The organism is Streptomyces ochraceiscleroticus (assembly GCF_000720485.1).
GTDB lineage: Bacteria > Actinomycetota > Actinomycetes > Streptomycetales > Streptomycetaceae > Streptomyces > Streptomyces ochraceiscleroticus.
Window position 1 is genome coordinate 45,778 of the sequence record NZ_JOAX01000012.1, and the last position, 24,436, is coordinate 70,213.

Annotated in this window: 17 protein-coding genes; 14 read left to right on the forward strand and 3 right to left on the reverse strand. The window is 73.7% G+C overall.

Features of this window, described 5'->3' with window-relative positions:
- Nucleotides 1-21 precede the first annotated feature (21 nt).
- On the reverse strand, nt 22-1,017 hold the full coding sequence (locus tag IG84_RS0116665; protein ID WP_031057266.1) for a TAXI family TRAP transporter solute-binding subunit: 996 nt from the start codon (nt 1,015-1,017) through the stop codon (nt 22-24).
- A 116-nt stretch (nt 1,018-1,133) separates the two neighbouring features.
- On the opposite strand from IG84_RS0116665, the gene IG84_RS0116670 reads away from it, so the two are divergent.
- From IG84_RS0116670 to IG84_RS0116685, 4 genes are all read left to right on the forward strand, one after another.
- Nucleotides 1,134-1,592, forward strand: coding sequence for a MarR family winged helix-turn-helix transcriptional regulator (locus IG84_RS0116670; RefSeq protein WP_031057269.1), 459 nt, complete (start codon nt 1,134-1,136; stop codon nt 1,590-1,592).
- Complete coding sequence (locus tag IG84_RS0116675) at nt 1,589-4,432, forward strand: FUSC family protein (RefSeq protein WP_031057272.1); 2,844 nt, start codon at nt 1,589-1,591, stop codon at nt 4,430-4,432. The genes IG84_RS0116670 and IG84_RS0116675 overlap by 4 nt, the downstream gene beginning before the upstream one ends.
- A 93-nt stretch (nt 4,433-4,525) precedes the next feature.
- Nucleotides 4,526-6,013: a tRNA (N6-isopentenyl adenosine(37)-C2)-methylthiotransferase MiaB gene (miaB, locus tag IG84_RS0116680; RefSeq protein WP_031057276.1), complete on the forward strand. Its 1,488-nt coding sequence runs from the start codon at nt 4,526-4,528 to the stop codon at nt 6,011-6,013.
- 94 nt (nt 6,014-6,107) lie between these two features.
- Nucleotides 6,108-6,827: a class III extradiol dioxygenase subunit B-like domain-containing protein gene (locus tag IG84_RS0116685; protein WP_031057278.1), complete on the forward strand. Its 720-nt coding sequence runs from the start codon at nt 6,108-6,110 to the stop codon at nt 6,825-6,827.
- Nucleotides 6,828-6,924: 97 nt separating this feature from the next.
- On the opposite strand, the gene IG84_RS0116690 is transcribed toward IG84_RS0116685, so the two are convergent.
- The gene (locus IG84_RS0116690; RefSeq protein ID WP_031057281.1) at nt 6,925-7,212 is read right to left on the reverse strand and encodes an antitoxin; all 288 of its coding nucleotides are present in this window, start codon (nt 7,210-7,212) and stop codon (nt 6,925-6,927) included.
- A 171-nt stretch (nt 7,213-7,383) separates the two neighbouring features.
- On the opposite strand from IG84_RS0116690, the gene miaA reads away from it, so the two are divergent.
- The 6 genes from miaA to hflX all read left to right on the forward strand — a co-directional run bounded on the left by miaA (nt 7,384) and on the right by hflX (nt 16,112).
- Nucleotides 7,384-8,334 (forward strand): tRNA (adenosine(37)-N6)-dimethylallyltransferase MiaA, encoded by a 951-nt coding sequence (gene miaA / locus IG84_RS0116695; RefSeq protein ID WP_031057283.1) that lies wholly within the window; start codon nt 7,384-7,386, stop codon nt 8,332-8,334.
- Nucleotides 8,335-8,513: 179 nt separating this feature from the next.
- Nucleotides 8,514-9,143 (forward strand): hypothetical protein, encoded by a 630-nt coding sequence (locus IG84_RS38005; protein ID WP_245659376.1) that lies wholly within the window; start codon nt 8,514-8,516, stop codon nt 9,141-9,143.
- Nucleotides 9,144-9,259: 116 nt separating this feature from the next.
- Nucleotides 9,260-10,150: a diaminopimelate epimerase gene (gene dapF, locus IG84_RS0116705; protein ID WP_031057288.1), complete on the forward strand. Its 891-nt coding sequence runs from the start codon at nt 9,260-9,262 to the stop codon at nt 10,148-10,150.
- Between the two features lie 205 nt (nt 10,151-10,355).
- The gene (locus IG84_RS0116710) at nt 10,356-12,725 is read left to right on the forward strand and encodes a RelA/SpoT family protein (protein WP_037800385.1); all 2,370 of its coding nucleotides are present in this window, start codon (nt 10,356-10,358) and stop codon (nt 12,723-12,725) included.
- 133 nt (nt 12,726-12,858) lie between these two features.
- On the forward strand, nt 12,859-14,406 hold the full coding sequence (locus IG84_RS0116715; RefSeq protein WP_078648905.1) for a M1 family metallopeptidase: 1,548 nt from the start codon (nt 12,859-12,861) through the stop codon (nt 14,404-14,406).
- Nucleotides 14,407-14,612: 206 nt separating this feature from the next.
- On the forward strand, nt 14,613-16,112 hold the full coding sequence (gene hflX, locus IG84_RS0116720) for a GTPase HflX (RefSeq protein ID WP_031057295.1): 1,500 nt from the start codon (nt 14,613-14,615) through the stop codon (nt 16,110-16,112).
- An 84-nt stretch (nt 16,113-16,196) separates the two neighbouring features.
- On the opposite strand, the gene IG84_RS0116725 is transcribed toward hflX, so the two are convergent.
- Nucleotides 16,197-17,411 carry a trypsin-like serine peptidase gene (locus IG84_RS0116725; RefSeq protein ID WP_031057297.1) on the reverse strand — a complete coding sequence of 405 codons (1,215 nt, stop codon included), beginning with the start codon at nt 17,409-17,411 and terminating at the stop codon, nt 16,197-16,199.
- Nucleotides 17,412-17,770: 359 nt separating this feature from the next.
- Between IG84_RS0116725 and IG84_RS0116730 the strand changes: the two genes are divergently transcribed.
- The 4 genes from IG84_RS0116730 to IG84_RS0116745 all read left to right on the forward strand — a co-directional run bounded on the left by IG84_RS0116730 (nt 17,771) and on the right by IG84_RS0116745 (nt 24,376).
- Nucleotides 17,771-19,225 carry a diaminobutyrate--2-oxoglutarate transaminase family protein gene (locus tag IG84_RS0116730; protein WP_031057300.1) on the forward strand — a complete coding sequence of 485 codons (1,455 nt, stop codon included), beginning with the start codon at nt 17,771-17,773 and terminating at the stop codon, nt 19,223-19,225.
- A 386-nt stretch (nt 19,226-19,611) separates the two neighbouring features.
- A complete protein-coding gene (locus IG84_RS0116735) occupies nt 19,612-21,501 on the forward strand; it encodes an IucA/IucC family protein (protein ID WP_078648922.1) in 1,890 nt (629 codons plus the stop codon).
- 54 nt (nt 21,502-21,555) lie between these two features.
- Nucleotides 21,556-22,380 (forward strand): GNAT family N-acetyltransferase, encoded by an 825-nt coding sequence (locus IG84_RS0116740; protein WP_031057307.1) that lies wholly within the window; start codon nt 21,556-21,558, stop codon nt 22,378-22,380.
- 103 nt (nt 22,381-22,483) lie between these two features.
- A complete protein-coding gene (locus IG84_RS0116745) occupies nt 22,484-24,376 on the forward strand; it encodes an IucA/IucC family protein (RefSeq protein ID WP_051861818.1) in 1,893 nt (630 codons plus the stop codon).
- The last annotated feature ends 60 nt before the right edge of the window (nt 24,377-24,436 follow it).

The window sequence follows — 24,436 nt, forward strand, 5'->3', positions numbered from 1 at the left end:
GTGAGGGGCCTTCACGGGCCGCTACGGCTTGGCCGAGACGTAGTACCGCCGTGCTCCCTCATGCAGTGGCAGCGGGTCGGTGAAGACGGCGGTGCGCAGGTCGACCTTCTGGGCGTCGTGCACCTCGCGGCCGATCCGGTCGCGGCTGTCGATCACCGTCCGCGTCATGGCCCTGGTCAGGTCCGGGTCCTGGCGGTCGGTGGTCACCAGGAGGTTCGCCACCGCGACGGTCTTCACGGCCCGGTCGTCCTGCGCCTCCGGATACGCGTCCGCCGGCATCACGGCGGCCCGGTAGTAGCGGCTGCCCCTGCCCTGCGCGTGCAGCGGTTTCACCAGGTCGCCGAGTTGGACCAGTCGTACGGGGAAGCGGTCGGCCAGCCGCTTCACGGCGGTGGTGGGCAGCCCGCCGGACCAGAAGAACGCGTCGAGCTTCCCGCTCTCCAGCAGCCGCGGCATCGTGTCGATGCCGACGCGCTCCGCGTGGATGTCCCGGTCGAAGTCCAGCTTCGCCGCGCGCATCAGCCGGCGGGTGATCAGCTGTACTCCGGAGCCGTCGGCGCCGACCCCGACGCGCAGCCCCTTCAGGTCGCGCGTCGAGCGGACCTTGGAGTTTCTGGGGACGACGAGCTGCATGTAGTCGTCGTAGAGCCGTGCGCACGCGCGCAGCCCGGTGGCGTCGCGCCCGCCGGCCACCTGGTACGTGGCGACCGCGTCGGCCGCCGCGATGGTGAACTGGGCGCGCCCCGAGACGAGTTTGCGGATGTTGTCGACGGAGCCCTCACTGCGGGACAGGGTGACGTCGAGGTCCGGGAGGTCGTGCCCGAGGTCCTGCTTCAGCAGCTCCCCGTAGCGCGCGTACACCCCGGTCGGCACTCCCGTGGCCAGCGTCACCCGCCCGCCCGGCGCCTGCGGCCCGCCCGGCAGCAGGAACCACAGCAGCAGTCCGGCGACGGCCGCCGCCGCGACCGCCATCTGCAGTGCCCGGCGGCCGCAGGGCAGGGGAATGCTGTGGACCATGGCCGGAATCCTGCCAGCCGCGGCCCCCGAAAGGGAGGGGCCGACGGCGATCGCCCCTGATACGGCGCGCAGCACCCCGTGACGCCGGATGCATACCCCTGTTATATAATTGCTGTATGCATTCATCGTCGACGTCCGATGAACAGCGCATCGAGAACGCCGCTCGCGGGCTCCTCCGGGGCATCGGCAGGCTCTCCCAGGCACTCTTCCGGCTCGGTGAATTCGGCCTGCCGCGCACGCATGTCTCGCTCCTGGACGCCCTGGCGGACGGCCCTCTGCGGGTCACCGGACTCGCCGCGCGCGCCGGCATCGCGCAGCCCCGGGTCACCGTGGTCCTGCAGGAGCTGGAGGAGCGCGGACTCGTCCAGCGCGAGCGCAGCGCGCACGACCGGCGCTGCATCGAGACCTCGCTGACGCCCGCCGGCCGGGAGCTGCTGGAGCGCGCGCGGCAGCGGATGGCCGCGGCGCTCCTCGAAGGGCTGCGCTCGAACGTCGACGAACCGGAGCGCGCCGTGAGCGCCGCCCGGGATGCCGTAACGACCATGCTGCACGCCATCGAACCGGAGGTCAGTTGACCACGCCAGCCACCGAAACCCCGGACATCACCGACGGCCGTACCGGCCGCGATCCGGCCCGCGACAGCGCCGTGGCACCCCGGCGCGTCGGCGGGCCGAGACGCTGGTGGGACTGGGTGCTCGCCGCCGACCCCGGACTCGGCCAGCTGCAGGCCGGGTGGCGGACGCTGGTCGCCATGGTCACCGGGCTCGCGACCGGCTACGGGATGTCCGTGGCGCTCGGCCTGCCCGCCATGCTGGGCATGATGGCCGGCGGCATGATGGGCCTGATGAGCGCGTTCGCCGTCGCCGAGAACACCTGGCAGCGGCTGACCAAGGCCATCGTGTGGATGCCGTTCCCGTTCTCTGCGGCGCTGCCGCTCGCCGCCTGGCTGCACCAGTACCGCGTGCTCGAACTCACCATCATGGTGGCCGCGCTCGCGGTGACGTTCTTCCTCGCCCGGTTCGGCACCCTCGCGCTGCTGGGCGGCATGCTGCTCTTCAACGCCTTCATGGTCGGCATGATGGCGAACGTCCCGCTGAACCTCTGTGGCGAGATGTTCCTCGTCGCCCTGGTCTCGTCCGTCGCCGTCCTGCTCACCCGGCTTGCGCTGTGCTACCCGATGCCGCGCGAGGACCTGCTCCGTACGCAGCGTGCCTTCGTCGTCGAGGCCCGCCGGGTCGCCGACGCCGCCACCGATGCGCTGGACCCCGACGCCGACCACGAGGTCGCCGTCAAGCGGATGCGGCGCAGCCTGCGCCGGCTGAACGTCACCACCGTCACCATCGACGGCCGCCTCGCCCAGCCCGAGGTCGCCGCCGACCCCGACACCGCCGAGCTCCTCCACCGCCACCTCTTCGACGCCGAGCTGGCCCTGAAGGGCATCGGCCAGTGCGTCCAGCAGCTCACCCGCCTCCAGGCACCGGCGCACCTCCGGGAGGCCATGGTCGTCGGCCTGGTCATCACCCGGGACACCCCGCTCGGCCGGGCCGACGCGCTGCGCCCGGCGGCGCAGCTCATCCAGCAGCAGGCCACCGCCGTACTGGAGGCCGCCGAGGCGGGCTCCGAAGAGGCCGAGGCCGCTGCGCTGGCCCGCCGGGTCGGCCACCTCCTGGACTCGCTCGCCGATTCCCTCGCCCACTGGCTCGACCTCGGCTGGAACGCGCCGACCGCCCGCGCCAAGGTGCCCTTCCAGCCCACCGTCGCGCTGGAGCAGAACCGCCCGGCCGGCACCGGAGCGGTCGCCCGCCGGGTCATCGCCGCCCAGAGCGAGAAGGGCTGGCGGCGGGTGGTCCCGTACCTGCGCGCCCCCGTGCACGCCGGGCTCGCCGCCGCCATCGTGTGCCCCATCACCGATGCCATCAATCCGCAGCGCTTCTACTGGGGCCTGGTCGGCGTGATGATCACGCTGTTCGGTACCAACACCACCCACGAGAGGCTGCGCAAGCTCGGCCACCGTATGGCGGGCACCATCGTCGGCGCCGTCGTCGGTGTCGTGCTGCTCCGCCTCATCGGCCCCGGGCACATCTACTGGACGCTCGCCGTCATCGTGGCCGGACTGACCGTCGGCGCCTGGGGCATGCAGCGCCAGTACGCCTACTGGGTCGCCGGGCTGGTCACCGCCCTGGTCCAGCTCTACGGCCTGTCCACCCCGTACACGGGCATGGAGAAGCTGCTCAGCGAGCGGCTGCTCGACAACGGGCTCGGCATCGTCATCGCCACCGCCTGTGCCGCGCTGATCTTCCCGGTCTCCACCCGGAAGATCGCCCAGGAGGCCGAGCGGGGCTACGTCTCGGCGCTGGAACACCTGCTCTCCCAGGTCGCCGAGCGCTGGCAGGACCCCGCGGCCCCGGTACGGCTGCGCGGCGCCGCCCGTGGTGTGGACGCGGCGCTGTACCAGGTGCGCGGCGTGGCCCGGCCGCTGGTCCGGATGCCCCTCGGCGTCCGCGGCCGCGGCGCCGAGAACCGCCTCGCGCTGCTCACCGTCGCCACCGGCCACGCCCGCTCCCTCGCCGCCGCGGCCGACATCGACATCGATCTCGCCCCGGAGCTGGGCCGGCGCGTCGAGCGGATCACCGCCACCTTCGTGGAGTCGCTGCACGCCCTCGACCGGCGCTTCGCCACGGGGGAGCCCGGCGACACCTGGGTACGCGTCAGTCCGCTCATCCGGGAACTCGAGGACGTGCTGCGCGCACCGGCCGGGCCCCGCGCCGACCGCCTCCACCTGGCGCTGCGGGAGCTGGCCGCGCTGGACGAGGCGCTGGCCGGTTACGCCGAGGACCGCGGGCTGACCGTCACGACCGCCACCGCGGAACCGGAGCCGGCCACCACGCCCGCGCCGGCCCCGAAGCGCAGCGCGGCACCGAAGGACGGCATGTCCACGCTGGACCGCCGCACCCAGGCGGCCCTGGCCGCCTGGCTGGCGCACACCCGGCACGACGGCGGGCCGGGCGCGAAGCAGGTCCCGGTGGCCCCCGTGGCCACGGCGGGCGCCGCGGTGCCGCAGCAGGCCGCCACGGCCGCTCAGTCGCCCGCTGCCGCGCCCCGCGGCCGTACGGCGTCCTCCGCCGCCCGTACCGCCTCCTCGGCCCGCACGTGCACCGTCAGCGGCTCCCTGCACTGCCCGGACCACCCCGGCGGCTGCGAGGCGTGGATCACGGTCGTCAGCGACCGCGGCAAGCGCCGCGCGGGCGTCCGGGCGACCGGCGGCCGGTACCGCATCACGGGCCTGGAGCCCGGCGGCTACACCGTGATCGCCTCGGGCTCGGCGCACGCCCCGACGGCGCGCTTCCTGGCGGTGGACCCCTCCCGGGGCGACGTCCACCACGACATCGAGCTGAAGCCCGCCCAGCGCCCCTGACCCGCTGAGCCCGCCCCGTGTCCGTCCGCCCCCTCCGGGATGCCCCCGGAGGGGGCGGACGGCCTTCGGGAGCACGTACCCTGGTCGATTGAGATGAGTGCGAAGACATACGAGGTGCGCACCCACGGGTGCCAGATGAACGTCCATGACTCCGAGCGGCTGGCCGGCCTGCTGGAGGACGCCGGGTACGTGCCAGCGCCCGAGGGCGCCGACGGTGCGGACGTCGTCGTCTTCAACACCTGCGCGGTACGCGAGAACGCCGACAACAAGCTCTACGGCAACCTCGGCCAGCTCGCCCCGAAGAAGGCCGCGCGGCCCGGCATGCAGATCGCCGTCGGCGGCTGTCTGGCACAGAAGGACCGCGACACCATCGTGAAGAAGGCGCCCTGGGTGGACGTCGTCTTCGGTACGCACAACATCGGCAAGCTGCCGGTCCTCCTGGAGCGCGCCCGCGTCCAGGAAGAGGCACAGGTCGAGATCGCCGAGTCGCTGGAGGCGTTCCCCTCCACGCTGCCCACCCGCCGCGAGAGCGCGTACGCGGCCTGGGTCTCCATCTCCGTCGGCTGCAACAACACCTGCACCTTCTGCATCGTCCCCGCGCTGCGCGGCAAGGAGAAGGACCGCCGGCCCGGCGACATCCTCGCCGAGATCGAGACCCTGGTCTCCGAGGGCGTCTCCGAGATCACCCTGCTCGGCCAGAACGTCAACGCCTACGGCTCCGACATCGGCGACCGCGAGGCGTTCTCCAAGCTGCTGCGCGCCTGCGGGAAGATCGAGGGCCTGGAGCGGGTCCGCTTCACCTCCCCGCACCCCCGCGACTTCACCGACGACGTGATCGCCGCCATGGCCGAGACGGCGAACGTCATGCCGCAGCTCCACATGCCGCTGCAGTCCGGCTCGGACACCGTCCTGAAGGCCATGCGCCGCTCCTACCGCCAGGAGCGCTTCCTCGGGATCATCGAGAAGGTCCGCGCGGCCATGCCGGACGCGGCCATCTCCACCGACATCATCGTGGGCTTCCCCGGCGAGACCGAGGAGGACTTCGAACAGACGCTGCACACCGTGCGCGAGTCCCGCTTCGCGCAGGCGTTCACGTTCCAGTACTCCAAGCGCCCCGGAACTCCGGCCGCGACCATGGGGGGGCAGATCCCCAAGGAGGTCGTCCAGGCCCGCTACGAGCGGCTGGTCGCCCTCCAGGAGGAGATCTCCTGGGAGGAGAACAAGAAGCAGGTCGGCCGCACCGTCGAGGTCATGGTCGCCGAGGGCGAGGGCCGCAAGGACGGCGCCACGCACCGCCTCTCGGGGCGCGCGCCCGACAACCGCCTCGTGCACTTCACCAAGCCGGCCACCGAGGTGCGCCCCGGCGACATGGTGACGGTCGAGATCACCTACGCGGCGCCGCACCACCTGCTCGCCGAGGGCGAGGCCGTTGCGGTCCGCCGGACCCGCTCGGGCGACGCCTGGGAGCGCCGCAACGCCGCGCCGGCGCAGCCCGCCGGGGTCATGCTCGGCCTGCCGACGGTCGGCGCCCCGGAGCCCGCTCCGGCGGAGCCGGCGGGCGGCTGCTGCCCGACCTCCTGAGCACCCGCTCCGGCCCCGTTCCCGCACCGCCCACGCGTGCCGGACACGGGGCCGCGGACGGACGCCCCACGGTGGCGGGGATACGCTGCGGACCATGCTCGTAGCTGCTGCTCTGTGTCCCTGTCCGCCGCTGCTCGTCCCCGAGGTCGCCGGCGGCGCCGCGGCCGAACTGGACGGCCTGCGGGCCGCCTGTACGGACGCGGTCGGCGTGCTCGCGGCCGCGCGGGCCGACCGGCTGGTCGTCGTCGGCCCCGCCGGGCCCGAAGGCCGCGGGGCGTTCAAGGAGGGGGCCCCGGGGTCCCTCGCCGGATTCGGCGTGGACCGCTCCGTACGACTCGGCGCACCGGACGGCGAAGGCGCCGCGGAGGGCAGGCGGCTGCCGCCCTCCCTGGCCATCGGAGCGTGGCTCCTGGAGAGCGCGGACTGGGGCGGCGTTCCCGTGACCGCCCTCGGGGTGGGCGAACCGCTCGAACCGGAGAAGTGCCTGGGCGCCGGACGCCAGCTCGCGGCGTCGGCCGAGCGCGTGGCCCTGCTGGTGATGGGCGACGGCAGCGCCTGCCGTACGGTCAAGGCGCCCGGTTACTACGACGAGCGCGCCGAGGCGTTCGACGCGGAGCTGGCCCGCATGCTGGGCGGCGCGGACGCCGCCGCACTGGGGGCGCTGGACGAGGAGCCCGCGCAGTCGCTCAAGGTCTCCGGCCGCGCCTGCTGGCAGGTCCTCGCGGGGGCCGCGGAAGGTGCCGGGCTGGGCGGCGAGCTGCTCCGCGAGGAGGCGCCGTACGGGGTCGGGTACTTCGTGGCCGCCTGGTCCTGACCGGCCCGCCGCGGGCCCCACAAGCGGGATACCGGCGGACGACGATGGCCGGGGACCACTCGGATCCCCGGCCACCGGTCCGTGGGCTCCGCCCGCCTCACATCGGGTCGCCCGGCCGCCGCTCCGTGCCCGGGCCCCCGGCGGTCCCGCCGTCCGTGCCGCGGGTGTGCTTGCCCTGGCTCTCGGACATCCGGCGCAGGGCTTCCTTCGCCTTGGTCGTGCCGGTGCCGATCTGGCCGCTGTACTTGCCCTTCGTCCTGGCATCGGCCGCCCTGCTGGCCTTGTCCAGACTCTGATCGATCTTGTCCTCGTGCTGGTGCGCGAAGTCACCGGCCTTGTCCTTGAGGAGGCCGGCCTTGGCCTTGAGATTGTCCAGCAGGCCCATGAGCCACCTTCCTTGGTCGGAGGACGCATGGTTCATAACGCCCATACCTGGGCTTTACCCTACTCTTGTGGCCTAAACCCCGCTTCTGCTCGCGCGGCGAGGGGCCCTTCGGGGAGCGGGCCGTACGGTGCCTCGTTCGAAACCGCCCGCGCGGTTTGACAGACTGGCGCGGTGAACAACGCAGTTCCCGCACCGCGGGTCATCGCCGTCGTCGGCCCCACCGCGGCCGGCAAGTCCGATCTGGGCGTCGCCCTCGCCCGGCGCTTCGGCGGCGAGGTCGTCAACGCCGACTCCATGCAGCTCTACCGTGGCATGGACATCGGCACCGCCAAGCTCACCCAGGAGGAGCGGGACGGCGTGCCGCACCACCTCCTGGACATCTGGGACGTCACCCAGGCGGCGAGCGTCGCGGAGTACCAGCGGCTGGCCCGCGCCGAGATCGACCGGCTGCTCGCCCAGGGGCGCACCGCCGTCCTGGTGGGCGGCTCCGGCCTCTACGTGCGCGGTGCGCTGGACAACCTGGAGTTCCCCGGGACCGACCCCGAGGTGCGCGCCCGGCTGGAGGCCGAGCTGGACCAGGAGGGCAGCGGCGTACTGCACGCCCGGCTGGCGGCCGCCGACCCCGAGGCGGCGCGCGCGATCCTGCCGAGCAACGGGCGCCGCATCGTCCGCGCCCTGGAGGTCATCGAGATCACCGGGCGCCCCTTCACGGCGAACCTGCCCGGCCCCGGTGACCAGCGCGAGGTCTATGCCGGCACCGTGCAGATCGGCGTCGACGTGGCCCGCCCCGAACTGGACGAGCGGATCACCGTACGAGTGGACCGCATGTGGGAGGCGGGGCTCGTGGCCGAGGTACGCGCGCTGGAGGCGCAGGGCCTGCGCGAAGGGCGTACGGCCTCCCGCGCGCTCGGGTACCAGCAGGTGCTGGCGTACCTCGCGGGGGAGTGCACCGAGGACGAGGCGCGGGCCGAGACCGTACGCGCCACCAAACGCTTCGCGCGCCGCCAGGACTCGTGGTTCCGGCGGGACCCGAGGGTCCACTGGCTCAGCGGTGCCGCCGAGGTCCGGGAGGAACTTCCGGAGCGCGCGCTGGCGTTGCTCGAACGACCGGTCACAGCCTGATCACGTCCTGGCATCGGGACGCTCCGGCCGTCATCGGGCCCCCTGAGGGCGTGTCATTATCGACCATCGACCGAGCCGTGGCGTCTGGAACTGGGAGGGCATTGGCGATGGAGGCCCGCCCTCGGAGCAGAGCGCAGCAGCCGGAAGCACCGCGCGAACAGCGCGGCGGAGGGGAACCGATGACCGGTCACGGGCCGGGCCGGGTGCCGGCGCTCGACGACGCCGGACCGGCCGCCGGCACCGGACTGCCGCGGGGCGACAGGGCCGCCGCCGAGGACGCCCCGCTCCCGGACGAGGACCTGTTCCCGGACGACGGCCTGCTCGCCGGTGCGGAGCGGCCGGGGGACGACGACCGGCTGACGGCCGACGACGGGCCGGCGGGCGACGCGGGCCTGGAGGACGCGACCGCGCTGGACGGTTCCGACGGACCCGACGCGCAGCCGGAGGACGACCGGCCGGCCGAGGACGTCGCGTCCTTCCGGGAGCTGCGGCCGCCGCGCCGCCTCCGCCTGTGGCAGCTCGCCCCCATCGTGGGGCTGGCCGCCGTCGGCTCCCTGATGTTCGCCTTTCCGCTGGCGTTCGAATTCGGCGGGGACGGCGGCGCCGTCTTCGCGATGCTCGGGCTGCTGCTGTGCTGCTGCGCGGCCGGCTGGGGCATGATGGCCGCCCGCCGGGTCGGCCACACCTGGCCGGGCCTGGCCGCCCGCGGTTCGGGTCGGCGCACGGACTGGCGTGTGGTGGCCGTGTACGTCGCGGTCGTCCTGGTACTCGCGGCCCTCGCGATCTGGCGCGTGGCCCGGCTGCGCTGACCGGCCGGCGCCGCCTCCGTACGCGGCGTGCCTGCTTCCGTATGCGGCCCGCCCCGCCTCCGTCGGCGGCGTGCCCGCATGCGGCCGCTGTCGGTGGTGCCCCGTACGATTCAAGGGTGAGCAACGAGCGCATTGCCTTCCTCAAGGGCCACGGCACCGAGAACGACTTCGTGATCGTCCCCGACCCGGACGGGCGGCTGGAGCTGCCCGCGTCCCTGGTCGCGCGGCTCTGCGACCGCCGGGCCGGCATCGGCGGCGACGGCGTGCTGCACGTCGTACGGTCCGCGGCGCACCCCGAGGCGCGTGCCATGGCCGACGAGGCCGAGTGGTTCATGGACTACCGCAACGGCGACGGCTCGGTCGCCGAGATGTGCGGCAACGGCGTCCGGGTGTTCGCGCGCTACCTCGAGCACGCCGGGCTGGTGGAGGCCGGCGATCTGGCGATCGCCACCCGGGCGGGCGTGCGCCGCGTGCACCTCGCCAAGGACGCCGCGGGCCCCGGGACGGGCGAGGTCACCGTCACCATGGGCCGCGCCGAGCTCCCCGAGGAGCAGGTCACGGTCACGGTCGGCGGCCGAAGCTGGCCCGCGCGCAACGTGAACATGGGCAATCCGCACGCCGTCGCCTTCGTCGAGGACCTCGACCACGCCGGTGACCTGCTCAGCGCTCCGCCGTTCAGCCCCGCCGCCGTGTACCCGGACGGAGTCAACGTCGAGTTCGTCGTCGACCGCGGCCCGCGCCATGTCGCGATGCGGGTCCACGAGCGCGGCTCCGGCGAGACCCGCTCCTGCGGCACGGGTGCCTGTGCGGTCGCCGTCGCCGCCGCCCGCCGGGACGGCGACGACCCCGCGATCACGGGCAGCCCCGTCTCGTACACCGTCGACGTCCCCGGCGGCCGGCTCGTGATCACCGAGCTGCCGGACGGCACGGTCGAGATGACCGGCCCCGCGGTGATCGTCGCCGAGGGCACGATCGACCCCGCCTGGCTGGCCGCGGCCACCGCCTGAGACCGGTTCCGGGGCCGTCCGGGGGCGGCCCTCGTACGGTAACGGGGTACCGCCGAAGTTTCGCTCGAATGGGTGATCCGTTTCACTCTGGGCGAGAGGCGGTGAGCGGTGCGTGATGGGCTCGGTAGCATCAAGCACCGGCCCGGACACCGCCGTCACCGCCTGATCGCGTCCGGCCGCCGGTCGATGCTGCCGGAGGTGCCCCATGAGCGCAGAGGCCACTGAACCCAGCGGTGCGCCCGCAGAGCTTCACCCGGCAGGGGCTCCGGCCCGCAAACGCGGCCGCCCCCGTCTGGAGCTGAGAGGTCTGCGCCGGTTCAGCCGCGCGGCGCTGCTGGGCCCCATGCCGCGCGACGGCCTGCCCGATGCCCTGGAGCACGTCGCCAAGGTCCACCGCGCCCACCACCCGGACGCCGACCTGACGGTCCTCAGCAAGGCGTACGCGCTCGCCGAGTCCTCGCACCGGGGGCAGATGCGCAAGAGCGGCGAGCCGTACATCACGCACCCCCTCGCCGTGACGCTGATCCTCGCCGAACTGGGCGCGGAGACCACGTCGTTGACCGCCTCCCTGCTCCACGACACGGTCGAGGACACGGAGGTGACGCTCGATCAGGTGGGCGCGGAGTTCGGCGAGGAGGTGCGCTTCCTGGTCGACGGCGTCACCAAGCTGGAGAAGGTCGACTACGGCGCGGCGGCCGAGCCGGAGACCTTCCGCAAGATGCTGCTGGCCACGGGCAACGACGTCCGGGTGATGACGATCAAGCTCGCCGACCGGCTGCACAACATGCGCACCCTCGGTGTGATGCGCCCCGAGAAGCAGGCCAGGATCGCCAAGGTCACCCGCGACGTGCTGATCCCGCTCGCCGAACGCCTCGGTGTCCAGGCGCTCAAGACCGAGCTGGAGGACCTGGTCTTCGCGATCCTGCATCCGGAGGAGTACGCCGCCACCCGCACCCTCGTGCGGCAGCACGCCGAGCGCCCCGACCCGCTCGCGGCCGTCGCCGAGCGGATGCGCGCGGTCCTGCACGACGCGGGCATCGACGCCGAAGTCCTCGTCCGGCCGCGGCACTTCGTCTCGGTGCACCGGGTGCGGATAGGGCGCGGCGAGCTGACCGGCGCGGACCTGGGGCGGCTGCTGGTGCTGGTCACCGAGGACGCGGACTGTTACGCCGTACTGGGCGAGCTGCACACCTGCTTCACGCCGGTCGTCTCGGAGTTCAAGGACTTCATCGCGGCGCCCAAGTTCAACCTGTACCAGTCCCTGCACACCGCCGTGACGAGCGAGCACGGCGAGATTGCCGAAACGCTTATCCGCACCCACCGGATGCACCGGGTGGCCGAGGCCGGGGTGATCGCGCTGGGCGACCCGCACGTCCCCGCCGAAGGCGGCCCGTACGGCCCGCAGGAGGCCGCTGAGGCGCCCGACGGGGAGCGGGTGGACCCGACCCGCCCCGGCTGGCTCTCACGGCTTCTGGAGTGGCAGCGGGTCGCCCCCGACCCGGACACCTTCTGGACCTCGCTCCGGGACGACCTGGCCGAGGACCGGGAGATCACGGTCTTCCGCGCGGACGGCGGCTTCGGCGGGGGAGCGGACACGGCGCGCGAGACGGCGGCGGATTCCTCGGGCGACCGCGGCGCGATCCGGCTGCCGGCGGGCGCGAGCTGCGTGGACGCCGCGTACGCACTCCATGGAGCCGGGGCGCACTGTTGCATCGGCGCACGCGTGAACGGCCGCCTGGCGACCCTCTCGACGATCCTCCGCGACGGCGACAGCCTGCACCTCCTCATGGCCCCGGACTCCGCGGCGGGCCCCTCCCCGCAGTGGCTGGAGTACGCGCGCACCCCCGCGGCCCGCCTCGCCATCTCCCGCTGGCTCACCGCCCATCCGGGGGCGGAACGCGCGGAACGGGACGCGGACGCCGCGACCACCGAGACCGCCGCGAGCGCGGAGGCCCCGGAGAGCGGCACCGCGAGCGAGGCGACGCACGACACCGAGGACCCCACTGACGAGGTCACCGAGCGGAGCCCCGCCCTCGAGGCGGGCAACGCCGCCCCCGTGGACGCCGATGAGGCCCCCGAGGTGCGCCGCCCCCGCCCGCCCGTCCCCGCCGTCGCCGACCTCCCCGACGCGACGGTCCGGCTGGCCGGCTGCTGCACCCCCGTACCGCCCGACAAGGTCACCGGCTTCGCCGTACGGGGCGGCATCGTGACCGTGCACCGAGCCCTGTGTCCGGCCGTGGCCCGGATGGCGGCGGCCGGACGGGCGCCCGTAGGGGTGCACTGGCGTCGCTCGGCCGCGCCGGACCAGGGCTGCCGCGTCACGCTGCTCGCCGAGGCGTTCAGCAGGCCCCGGCTGCTGGCCGATCTCACCGAGGCCATCGCCGCGCAGGGCGCCGCCGTCGTCTCCGCCGACGTGGAGCCGCCGCGCGAGCAGCGCGTACGGCACACGTACACGCTGCGCCTCACGGACGCCGCCGAACTGCCGTCCCTGATGCGGGCGATGCGCCAGGTACCGGGCGTCTTCGATGTGCTGCGCGCGGGCCGCAGCCATCCGGCCGCGACCATCCGCCTCTGAGGCGCGCGTCTCCAAGGGCGGCCCCGGACGCGGTGTACGGCGACGCGCCCGGGAAGCGACCGGAACCGCTCATTCGGGTGCCGCCCTGCCGTGCCGCCGTTCACGGGAGCGGCCGTGCTGGTAGCGGTAGCGCATGCCCTTTACGTCCCGCCGTACCGCGTCCACCGACCGCCAGGCGCCGGACCTGCCGCGCCCCTCCGTACCGCGTCGCCTCAAGGCCCACCACCGCGCCGTCCCGGCGGTGCTGGCCGTCGGCGCCCTCCTGGCGGCGGGCGCGCCGGAGCCCGGCCCCCAGGGGCTCGGCGACCGCCTCTACCCGCACCTCGGCAACCCCGGCTACGACGTCGGCGCGTACGACATCGCCATGAAGTACTCCGGCCGCAACGACGCCCCGCTCGACGCCGTCACCACGATCACCGCCCGGGCCACCGGCCACCTGGACCGCGTCAACCTCGACTTCGCCCGCGGCTCCGTACGGTCCGTGCAGGTCAACGGCGTCCCCGCGCGTTACGCCACGCACGACGAGGACCTCGTGGTCACCCCGGCCCACCCCGTCGAGCCGGGCCGGACCATGCGGATCGTCGTCCACCACACCAGCAACCCCAAGGGCGGCAAGGACGGCGGCTGGGTCCGTACGGGCGACGGGCTGGCCATGGCCAACCAGGCGGACGCCGCACACCGCGTCTTCCCCGGCAACGACCACCCCTCCGACAAGGCCGACTTCACCTTCCGCATCACCGCGCCCCGCGGCATCACCGCCGTCGCGAACGGCCTGCCCCTCGGGCGCAGCGCCCGCGGTCCGGCCACCACCTGGACGTACCGTTCGCTGCACCTGATGGCCACCGAGCTGGTGCAGGTGTCCCTGGGGAAGTCCGCCGTCGTCCGGCGCCCGGGCCCGCACGGGCTGCCCGTACGGGACGTCGTACCGGCCGCCGACCGCAGGAAGCTGGAGCCCTGGCTCGCCAAGACGCCCGGACAGATCGCCTGGCTGGAGCGCCAGGTGGGCCAGTACCCCTTCGAGACCTACGGGGTGCTGCTGGCCGACGCCACGACCGGCTTCGAGCTGGAGACGCAGACGCTCTCCCTGTTCGAGAAGCACCTCTTCACCCTCGACCGAATCCCGTCCTGGTACGTGGAGTCACTGATGGTGCACGAGCTGGCACACCAGTGGTTCGGCGACAGCGTCAGCCCGCGCACCTGGTCCGACCTGTGGCTGAACGAGTCGCACGCCACCTGGTACGAAGCGCTCTACGCGGACCACGCGAGCAAGGGCAAGGCGTCCATGAAGGAGCGCATGAAGCGCGCCTACCAGGAGTCCGACGGCTGGCGCGCGGACGGCGGGCCGCCGGCGGCCCCCAAGCCCCCCGAGAAGGGCCAGAAGATCGGCATCTTCCGGCCGGTGGTCTACGACGGCAGCGCGCTCGTCCTGTATGCGCTGCGCGAGCGGATCGGCGCCGCCGACTTCGACCGCCTGGAGCGCGCCTGGTACGAGCAGCACCGCGACGGCGTCGCGAGCACCGCCGACTTCGTGGCGCTGGCCTCCCGCATCCACGGCCAGGACCTCTCCGGCTTCCTGCGCGCCTGGCTGTACGACACCCGTACGCCGCCGATGCCCGGCCACCCGGACTGGCACGTCAAGAAGGAGCAGGCCAAGCCCGGCCCGAAAGGCCACTCATCCTGACCCCGGGCCCACCCCCGCAGCCCTCACCAGGGACAATGGCCAGGCAGGAAAACTCACGTGACGGGCGTCACCGGCCGTGCGACCATCGACGGACCGACGCCGGGACCGCCGGGAATCTCCCGGGGCGTCCGGACGTTGTCACGATCGAGAGTCCCCGGGCCGGTGAGCGGCCCTTCGAGGGACGTCCCAACGACACAAAGGATCAAATGACCTCCTCTTCTTCCCTTCCTCAGCAGGACCGACAGCGCCTCCACGAGAGCCTTCGGGCCGACGCCCTGATGGAAGAGGACGTCGCCTGGAGCCACGAGATCGACGGGGCGCGTGACGGCGACCAGTACGACCGTTCCGAGCGTGCGGCCCTGCGCCGTGTGGCGGGCCTCTCCACCGAGCTCGAGGACGTCACCGAGGTCGAGTACCGGCAGCTGCGCCTGGAGCGCGTGGTGCTGGTGGGCGTATGGACCTCGGGGACGGTCCTCGACGCGGAGAATTCCCTCGCGGAGCTGGCGGCGCTGGCCGAGACCGCGGGTGCGCTGGTGCTGGACGGTGTGATCCAGCGCCGTGACAAGCCGGACCCGGCGACGTACATCGGCTCGGGCAAGGCCCAGGAGCTGCGTGACATCGTGCTGGAGTCCGGCGCGGACACCGTCGTCTGCGACGGTGAGCTGAGCCCCGGCCAGCTGATCCACCTGGAGGACGTCGTCAAGGTCAAGGTGGTCGACCGGACAGCCCTGATCCTCGACATCTTCGCCCAGCACGCCAAGTCCCGAGAGGGCAAGGCGCAGGTCGCGCTGGCACAGATGCAGTACATGCTCCCCCGGCTGCGCGGCTGGGGTCAGTCGCTGTCCCGGCAGATGGGTGGCGGTGGCTCCGGTTCGGCGGGCGGCGGCATGGCCACCCGTGGTCCCGGTGAGACCAAGATCGAGACGGACCGGCGGCGGATTCGCGAGAAGATGGCGAAGATGCGCCGGGAGATCGCGGAGATGAAGACCGGGCGCGACATCAAGCGCCAGGAACGCCGGCGCAACAAGGTCCCCTCGGTAGCCATCGCGGGGTACACGAACGCGGGCAAGTCCTCGCTGCTCAACCGCCTCACCGGCGCCGGTGTCCTGGTGGAGAACGCCCTGTTCGCCACCCTGGACCCGACCGTCCGGCGCGCCGAGACGCCCAGCGGGCGGCTCTACACCCTGGCCGACACGGTCGGCTTCGTCCGGCACCTCCCGCACCACCTCGTCGAGGCGTTCCGCTCCACGATGGAGGAGGTCGGCGACTCCGACCTCATCCTGCACGTGGTCGACGGCTCGCACCCGGTGCCCGAGGAGCAGCTCGCAGCCGTCCGCGAGGTGATCCGCGACGTCGGCGCGACCGACGTGCCGGAGATCGTGGTCGTCAACAAGGCGGACGCGGCCGACCCGCTGGTGCTGCAGCGCCTGCTGCGCCAGGAGAAGCACGCCATGCTGGTGTCGGCCCGTACGGGCCAGGGCATCGAGGAGCTGCTCGCCCTGATCGACGAGGAGCTGCCGCGGCCCAGCGTCGAGATCGAGGCGCTGGTCCCGTACACCCACGGCCAGCTCGTCTCGCGGACGCACGCCGAGGGCGAGGTGATCTCCGAGGAGCACACCGCGGAGGGCACGGTCCTCAAGGCCCGCGTCCATGAAGAGCTGGCGGCGGAGCTGCAGCCGTACGTACCGGCGGCCGCGGGCAACTGAGCCGCGCCATCGACGTACGAGGGCCCGCTCCCCATCCCGGGGAGCGGGCCCTCACGCATATTCGCTACGGATGCGCCGTGCCGGCTACTGGTTCGCGAACTTCTCGCTGACGCCCTCGTACACGCCCTTGGCCTCCGCGCCCAGGTGCGGCCCGGCCAGCCAGTCGGCGGTCACCGGCCCGATCGAGGTGTTGGACACCAGCGCCGTCCGGCCCTGCTGGTCCTTGGTGAACCACGGACCGCCGGACGAACCGGCCGTCATCGTGCAGCCGATGCGGTACATCGTGGGCTGCGCGGTGTCCAGCGAGAGCCGGCCGGGCTTCGCCGGGCACTCCTGCAGCGTCTGGCCGTCGAACGGCCTGGCGGCCGGGTAGCCCTGCGCGGTCATCGAGGCGATCTTCGGCACGGCCGGCGCGTTGAACTGCACCGGGTAGGCCGTCCCGACCGTCTCCTCCAGCGACTTGGTGTTGCCCGCCTCCGGCTTCACGTGCAGCACGGCGAAGTCGTACGGCGCGCCCTCGCCGCCGGTCTTCGCGCCCCCGTCGATCCACTGCTGCGAGGTCTGCGCCGCGTCGGCCCAGAACACGCCCTTCGGGGCGAGCTGCTCCTTCGTCGCGCCCTGCAGCTCGGCGGCGGACTTGCCGCTGTCGTTGTACGAGGGCACGAAGGCGATGTTGCGGTACCAGCCGCCGCTCTTGCCGGCGTGCACGCAGTGCCCCGCCGTCCACACCAGGTTCGACTTGCCCGGGTGCGCCGGGTCCTCGACCACCGCGCCCGAGCAGACCATCGAGCCCTCGGGGCTGTCGAAGAACACCTTGCCGACGCCGGGCGCGTTGGCGCTGTAGGGCGCGCTCACCGGCTGCGCCCTCACGGGCGCCGGCTCGGGGTCGGTGACGCCCTGGTCACCGGAGATGTCCTCCGGCTCCACCGGCTCGGTGGGCTGCTCGGCGTCCTTCATCCGGTCCGGGTCCCACAGCCCCTTGATGTAGGGGTTCACGAACTGGCCGGCCTCACGCAGCCACTTCTTCTTGTCCCAGTTCTTCCACTCGCCGTGCTTCCAGTCGTCCAGGTTCACGCCGAGATCCTTGAGCTTGTCCTGCAGCTCCTTGGGGATCTTCAGCTTGCCGCCGTCCGGCTGGTCCACGGCCGTCTGGTCCGGCTGCGAGCCGGCGCTGTCGTCCGAGGGGCCGCAGGCGGTGGCGGTCAGCGCCAGCGCGCCGACCAGCGCGGCCGCGGCGACGCCACGCGTGGTTCGGCGTCCGGCACGCGGCCGGGCGGCGGACGGGCGGATGGATCGCATGACTGGATTCCCCCTGGGTGTGTTCAGCGACCGCTGCAACGATCGTCCGGCGAGCGCTGTCCGCGACCGTCCGGCGGCCGTTGGCGATCGGTATGGACTTGTTCGGACCGTTCCACCGGTTCTGGTGGCCGGTCCGGAATGCAGAGCCCCACTATGCCGGTGCCGTGGGGGACGGCACCGGGCGGGTCCGCGGTTCCGGTCGTCAAGGATCTTTGCCGAGGCCGTGATCCGGTGCTCGTGACGTCGTTGGTACGTACGGGGGACGGCCGGTCCGTGTTCACGGGGCGGCCCACAGAGCCGGTGACCGGCGCCGATGAGCGCGCCGGGAGCCCGTGGAGCAGCAGGAGGACAACACCGCCGTGGCCCTGACCCAGCCTCCGCCGATGGCACCGCCGCTGGACCGTGAACAGATCCTGCGGAGGCAGTCGCTCCGCGAATCCGGTGCCCGCACGTACGCGCGCTCGTTGCCCATCGTCCCGGTCCGCGCCCGCGGGCTGACGATCGAGGGCGCGGACGGTCGCCGGTACCTCGACTGCCTCTCCGGCGCCGGCACACTCGCGCTCGGGCACAACCACCCCGTGGTGCTCGAAGCGATTCGCGCCGTCCTGGACTCCGGTGCGCCCCTGCACGTCCTGGATCTCGCCACGCCCGTCAAGGACGCCTTCACCACCGAGCTGTTCGCCACCCTGCCGCGGGAGCTGGCCGAGCACGGGAAGGTGCAGTTCTGCGGCCCGGCCGGCACGGACGCCGTCGAGGCCGCGCTGACGCTCGTACGGACAGCGACCGGACGCGACGGCCTGATGGCGTTCACCGGCGCGTACCACGGCATGACGGCGGGGGCGCTCGCCGCGTCCGGGGGCGCGCGGGACACCTCCGTGACCCGGCTGCCGTATCCGTACGCCTATCGCTGCCCGTTCGGGACCGGCGGCGAGGGCGAAGGCGGAGGCGGCGTCGGGCAGCAGGCCGGGAGTGCGGGCGTGCACGCCGCCGAGCACGGCGCGGAACTGGCCGCGCGCTGGGCGGAGAACGTCCTCACCGACCCCAAGAGCGGGGTGCCGCGCCCGGCCGGCATGATCCTGGAGCCCGTCCAGGGCGAGGGCGGCGTGATCCCGGCGCCCGACGGCTGGCTGCGCCGGATGCGCGAGCTCACCGCCGCGCACGACGTCCCGCTCGTCGTCGACGAGGTGCAGACCGGCGTCGGCCGCACCGGCGCCTTCTGGGCGATCGACCACAGCGGCATCGTCCCGGACGTCCTCGTCCTCTCCAAGGCCATCGGCGGCAGCCTGCCGCTCGCGGTGATCGTGTACCGCGAGGAGCTGGACACCTGGCGCCCCGGCGCGCACGCCGGCACCTTCCGCGGCAACCAGCTCGCGATGGCGGCCGGCGCCGCGACGCTCGCGTACGTACGCGAGAACGACCTCGCCGCCCGCGCCGCCGAGCTGGGCGCACGGATGCTCGCCCGGTTGCGCGGCCTGGCCGCGCACCACGACTGCATCGGCGACGTCCGTGGCCGCGGCCTGATGCTCGGCGTCGAACTGGTCGACCCGGAAGGGCCCGTGGGGCCGGACGGCGCCCCGCCGCCCGGCTCCCGGCTGGCCGCCGAGGTCCAGCAGCAGTGCCTGGACCGCGGGCTGATCGTGGAGCTCGGCGGCCGCGGCTCCGCCGTCGTACGCCTGCTCCCACCGCTCACGCTCACCGACGAACAGGCCGACGCCGTACTCGACCGCCTCGCCGACGCCATCGCGGCGGCGGTCCGTCCCACCCCCGGACCGACGGGTTCGCCCCTCCCCACCATGCGAGGCACCACCCCATGACCGAACGCCTTGGCCCTGCGACGAACGGGCCGGCCGGCCCCGCCCCGGACGCCTCACCCGCGGCGGAGCACCCGGCCGACGGACCGTGCGCCGGCCCGTCGCCGATGGAGACGTCCGGCGGGGGCGGCTCTCCGGAGCACGGGGCGCCGGCTGCGCCGTCGGGGGGCGGCGCAGCGGGCGACGCGGCGGGTGCGTGGGCACCCGAACTGCCTGAAAAGTCGGAGTCATTGGAGTCGTCGGAAGAGCCGTCCGGGTCATGCGAACCGTCCGAGCCGGCCGACGAGCCCAGCGTCCCGCGCCAGGCGCGTCGTATCGGCCGCGTGTGCGAGCCGGGAACGCTCGGTTCCCGGGTGGCCATCGGAATCGCCTTCGGTGTCGGGGCAGCGATGCGGGACAGGCGGGAACCGCTCGGCACGGAGCCGGACGCCGACCCCGATCCGGCGAAGTGCCCCGACCCGCTGGAGCACCCCGATCCGGCGGCGGCCGCGGACGCGGCGGGTGTCGAGAACCTGCTGCGCTGCTGGGTCCGGGAGAGCGGCACGCCGCGCCCGACCGGCGCCCACCTCCGGCTTCCGCTCGATGCCACCGGCACCGCCCTGCGCGTCCCCGTCCGCTACTGGTCGGCCACCGGCTGCCACCGCTTCGGCCTGCCCGTACTGGGGCAGGCTCCGGCGGACGCACCCCCTGTGGACGCCGTCACCCTGGCCGCCCTGCTGCGCCGCGAGGCGGTGTTCACCGAGGGGGCGTTCGCCGAGGAGGCACGAGCCACGAAGGGGGCCACGGAGGGAGCCGTGGGAGGGGCTGCGGAGGGGGGCGCCGAAGGGTCCCCCGAGGGCGCCGCCGAGCTGATCGGCCGCGTGGCCAACTCCGTACGCTGCACCGCCGCCATCCTCGCCGACCGGCGGGCCCGTCCCGCCGGCCCGCACGGCGACCGCTTCCTCGAAGGCGAGCAGTCCCTGATCCTGGGGCACCCGCTGCACCCCACCCCGAAGAGCCGCGAGGGCTTGTCCGAGGGGGAACTGCGCGCGTACTCCCCGGAGCTGTGCGGCTCCTTCCCCCTGCACTGGCTGGCCGTGCACCGCTCCGTACTGGCCGCGGACTCGGCGTGGACCGCGCGCGGCCGCACCGTGCCGTCCGGCCGGCTCGCCGCCGATCTCGCCGGCGGCGGCCTCGAATGCCCCGCCGACACCGTGCCGTTGCCGCTGCACCCGTGGCAGGCCCGCGAGGTACGGCACCGCCCCGATGTGGCCGCGCTCCTGGACGCCGGTCTGCTGCACGACCTCGGCCCGCACGGCCCGCACTGGCACCCCACCTCCTCCGTACGGACGGTCCACTGCCCCGGCGCGAACGCCATGCTCAAGCTCTCCCTCGGGCTTCGGATCACCAACTCGCGCCGGGAGAACCTCCGCAAGGAGCTGCAGCGCGGCGTCGAGGTGCACCGCCTCCTCCGCAGCGGCCTCGCCGCACAGTGGCGCGCCGCCCACCCGGGCTTCGATATCGTCCGCGACCCGGCCTGGCTCGCCGTCACGGGCACCGACGGCGAGCCGGTCCGCGGTCTCGACGTCGTCTTCCGGCACAACCCCTTCGGGCCGGACGACGACGCCGTGTGCGTCGCCGGCCTCACCTCGCCGCGGCCGTGGCCGGGCCACGAGGGCCTGCGCTCCCGCCTCGCCGACCTCATCGGCACGCTGACAGCGCGTACCGGCCGGCCCGCCGGAGCGGTCGCCGCGGAGTGGTTCCTGCGGTACCTCCACGCCGTCGTACGCCCCGTCCTGTGGCTCGACGGCACCGCGGGCGTCGCGCTGGAGGCCCACCAGCAGAACACCCTCGTCCTGATCGACCCGGACGGCTGGCCGAGCGGCGGCCGGTACCGCGACAACCAGGGCTACTACTTCCGTGAGTCCCGGCGCGCGGAGCTGGACCGGCGACTGCCCGGCATCGGCGTCGAGAGCGACACGTTCGTGCCCGACGACGTCACCGACGAGCGCTTCGCCTACTACCTCGGCATCAACAACGTCCTCGGGCTGATCGGGGCGTTCGGCGCGCAGGGGCTCGCGGACGAGGGCGTACTCCTCGCGGCCTTCCGGCGGTTCCTGACCGGGGCCGCCGCCGAGCCCGCCGCCCACCGCTCGCCGCTCCCCGAACGCCTCCTCAGCGCCCGGACCCTGCGGTGCAAGGCCAACCTCCTCACCCGGCTGCACGGCCTGGACGAGCTCGTCGGCCCGGTCGACACCCAGTCCGTCTACGTCACCCTCCCCAACCCCCTCAACCCGTGAGCCATGAGGTCACCGACCCGTGCCCCCTTGAGCCCACGAGAGGAGCACCCCGCCGTGCCCCCCACCGAACCACCGGCCTCCCTGGCCACCGAGCCGGCCCCGGCCCCGACTGCCGCGTCCGACGGGAGCGTTCAGGACCTCGCCCCCGAGGGGAGCGTCCCGACCGCCGCTTGCCAGGAGAGCGCCTCCGCCCCCGCCTCCGTCGACGCTCTCCGTGACACGCTCGACCTCCGGCTGCCGGCCGAACTGACCGTCCTCGGGGCCGAGGACACCGTGCCGCAGCTGCGCCCCGGTGACCCGGCGGCCGGCCCGCTCCTCGACGCGCTCGCCGGATGGGGGCCCGCCGAGACGCCGGCCGGGCCGTTCCAGCTCGTACCGGTCCGGCTGGAGCGCGACCTCTCGCTGATCGCCGGCTGGATGAACGACCCGGCCGTGGCCGCCTTCTGGGAGCTGTCCGGGCCGCCGGGGACCACCGAAGCGCATCTGCGGACCCAGCTCGACGGCGACGGCCGCAGCGTGCCCTGCCTCGGCGTGCTGGCCGGTGTCCCCATGAGCTACTGGGAGATCTACCGCGCCGACCTCGACCCGCTCGCCCGCTACTACCCGGCCCGTCCGCACGACACCGGCGTCCACCTCCTCATCGGCGGCGTCGCCGACCGCGGCCGCGGCCTGGGCAGCACCCTCCTGCGGGCCACCGCCGACCTCGTCCTGGACCACCGCCCCCAGTGCGGCCGGGTCATCGCCGAGCCCGACCTGCGCAACACCCCCTCCGTCGCCGCCTTCCTCAGCGCCGGCTTCCGCTTCGCCGCTGAGACCGATCTGCCCGACAAGCGCGCCGCGCTGATGATCCGCGATCGCGCCCTGCGCACCGTCCTGTGATCCGCCACCGGCCCCGGCCCCCGGCCCGCCCCGGTCACGCCCTCCCCGTATCCCGTCCTTCCCCCCACTGCCTTCCCCTCGACAATCCGCTGCTCATTCCCTTATGCCGCGCATCCCGAGCACCGAGGAGCCAGCCTTGCCGCCTTCCGCCTCCCCTCAGCCCGCCCATACCAACGGCCCCACCGACCCGAGCGGCCCTGCCGACGGCGCCGCTCCGGTCGGTCCGGGCCCCACGTCCCCCGGCGGCCCGGCCGGCGCGGACTGGCGCCGCGCCGCGCGCCGCCTCCTCGCCAAGACCCTCGCGGAGCTGGCGTACGAGGAGGTCATCACCCCCGAGCCGGACGGCACCGCCCCCTGTGGCACCCCGCGCTACCGCCTTTCCCTCACGCCCGACGTCACCTACCGCTTCCACGCCCGCCGCGGCGCATATGGCCACTGGCGCGTCGATCCGGACTCCATCACGCCCACCGGCGACCCCCTGCACTTCCTCTTCCACGCCCACGACACCGTCCTGGGCCTGAGCGGCGACACCACCGGCCACCTCATCCGCGAGCTGACCGCCACGCTCGCCGCCGACACCCGGCTGGACGCCACCGCCCTCACCGCCGCCGAGCTGGCCGACCTCGACTACCCCGCCCTCGAAGGCCACCAGACCGGCCACCCCTGGCTGATCGCCAACAAAGGGCGGCTCGGCTTCTCCGCCGCCGACGCCGAGCGCTGGGCCCCCGAAACCCGCACCCCCTGCCGGCTGCCCTGGGTCGCCGCCCACCGCGACCTCGCCCGCTACCGCGGCACCGGCCCCCTGGCCACCCCCGACCGCCTCTACTCCGAAGAACTCACCCCCGAACTCCGCGACACCTTCGCCCGCACCCTCGCCGACCAGGACCTCGACCCCGCCGACTACCTGTACCTCCCCGTCCACCCCTGGCAGTGGGACGAGACCATCGCCCCGCTCTACGCCCCCCAAATCGCCGACAAATTCATCGTCCCACTCACCACTGACAACGACCTCCGGCTGCCGCAGCAGTCGATCCGGACCTTCCTCAACACCAGCCGCCCACACGCCCGCACGGTCAAGCTCCCGCTGTCCGTGCTGAACACGCTCGTCTGGCGCGGCCTGCCCACCGAGCGCACCCTCGCGGCCCCCGCCGTCACCGCTTGGGTCCAGGGCCTGCGCGACGCCGACCCGTACCTCCGCGACGCGACCCGCGTGATCCTCCTCGGCGAGACCGCGTCCGTCACCGTCGAACACCCCCTGTACGACCGCCTCCCCGGCGTCCCGTACCAGTACAAGGAGCTGCTCGGCTGCATCTGGCGCGAGCCGATCGCCCCGCTGCTCGACCCCGGAGAGCGCGCCCGCACCCTCGCCTCGCTCCTGCAGACCGACCCGCACGGCCGCGCGCTGACCGCCGAGCTGGTCCACCGCTCCGGGCTCGCGCCGCGCATCTGGCTGCGCCACCTCTTCGCCGCCCTGCTGCCGCCGCTGCTGCACTTCCTCTACCAGTACGGCACCGTCTTCTCCCCGCACGGCGAGAACGCCATCGTCTGCTTCGACGCGCACGACGTCCCCACCCGCCTCGCGGTCAAGGACTTCGTGGACGACGTCAACACCACGGACGGCCCGCTGCCCGAACTGGCCGCCATGCCCGAGGACGTGCGCGAGGTCCTGCTCACCGAGCCGCCCGCGTTCCTGACCCAGTTCATCCATTCCGGGCTGTTCGTCGGTGTGTTCCGCTACCTGGCGCCGCTGTGCGAGGAGCAACTGGGCGTCCCCGAACGCGACTTCTGGTCACTCGTACGGGCCGAGATCCTGCGCCACCACGAGCGCTTCCCGCACCTCAAGGAGCGCCACGCGATGTTCGACCTGCTCACCCCGGAGATCGAGCGCCTCTGCCTCAACCGCAACCGACTCCACATGGACGGTTACCGTGATCGCCCGGACCGCCCGCACGCCGCCGTGCACGGCATGATCCCGAACCCGCTGCACGCCCCCTGACGCGTCCGTGCGACGGCCACGGACCGGCCTGGACGCGGCGTAGTGTCAGTGGGCCCGCGT

Coding starts and splice junctions, on each gene's coding strand:
- IG84_RS0116745 (WP_051861818.1), top strand. CDS start 22,484: ATGCCGCGCATCCCGAGCACCGAGGAGCCAGCCTTGCCGCCTTCCGCC.
- IG84_RS0116715 (WP_078648905.1), top strand. CDS start 12,859: ATGCCCTTTACGTCCCGCCGTACCGCGTCCACCGACCGCCAGGCGCCG.
- IG84_RS38005 (WP_245659376.1), top strand. CDS start 8,514: ATGACCGGTCACGGGCCGGGCCGGGTGCCGGCGCTCGACGACGCCGGA.
- IG84_RS0116665 (WP_031057266.1), bottom strand. CDS start 1,017: ATGGTCCACAGCATTCCCCTGCCCTGCGGCCGCCGGGCACTGCAGATG.
- hflX (WP_031057295.1), top strand. CDS start 14,613: ATGACCTCCTCTTCTTCCCTTCCTCAGCAGGACCGACAGCGCCTCCAC.
- IG84_RS0116735 (WP_078648922.1), top strand. CDS start 19,612: ATGCGGGACAGGCGGGAACCGCTCGGCACGGAGCCGGACGCCGACCCC.
- IG84_RS0116710 (WP_037800385.1), top strand. CDS start 10,356: ATGAGCGCAGAGGCCACTGAACCCAGCGGTGCGCCCGCAGAGCTTCAC.
- IG84_RS0116690 (WP_031057281.1), bottom strand. CDS start 7,212: ATGGGCCTGCTGGACAATCTCAAGGCCAAGGCCGGCCTCCTCAAGGAC.
- miaB (WP_031057276.1), top strand. CDS start 4,526: ATGAGTGCGAAGACATACGAGGTGCGCACCCACGGGTGCCAGATGAAC.
- IG84_RS0116670 (WP_031057269.1), top strand. CDS start 1,134: ATGCATTCATCGTCGACGTCCGATGAACAGCGCATCGAGAACGCCGCT.
- IG84_RS0116685 (WP_031057278.1), top strand. CDS start 6,108: ATGCTCGTAGCTGCTGCTCTGTGTCCCTGTCCGCCGCTGCTCGTCCCC.
- IG84_RS0116725 (WP_031057297.1), bottom strand. CDS start 17,411: ATGCGATCCATCCGCCCGTCCGCCGCCCGGCCGCGTGCCGGACGCCGA.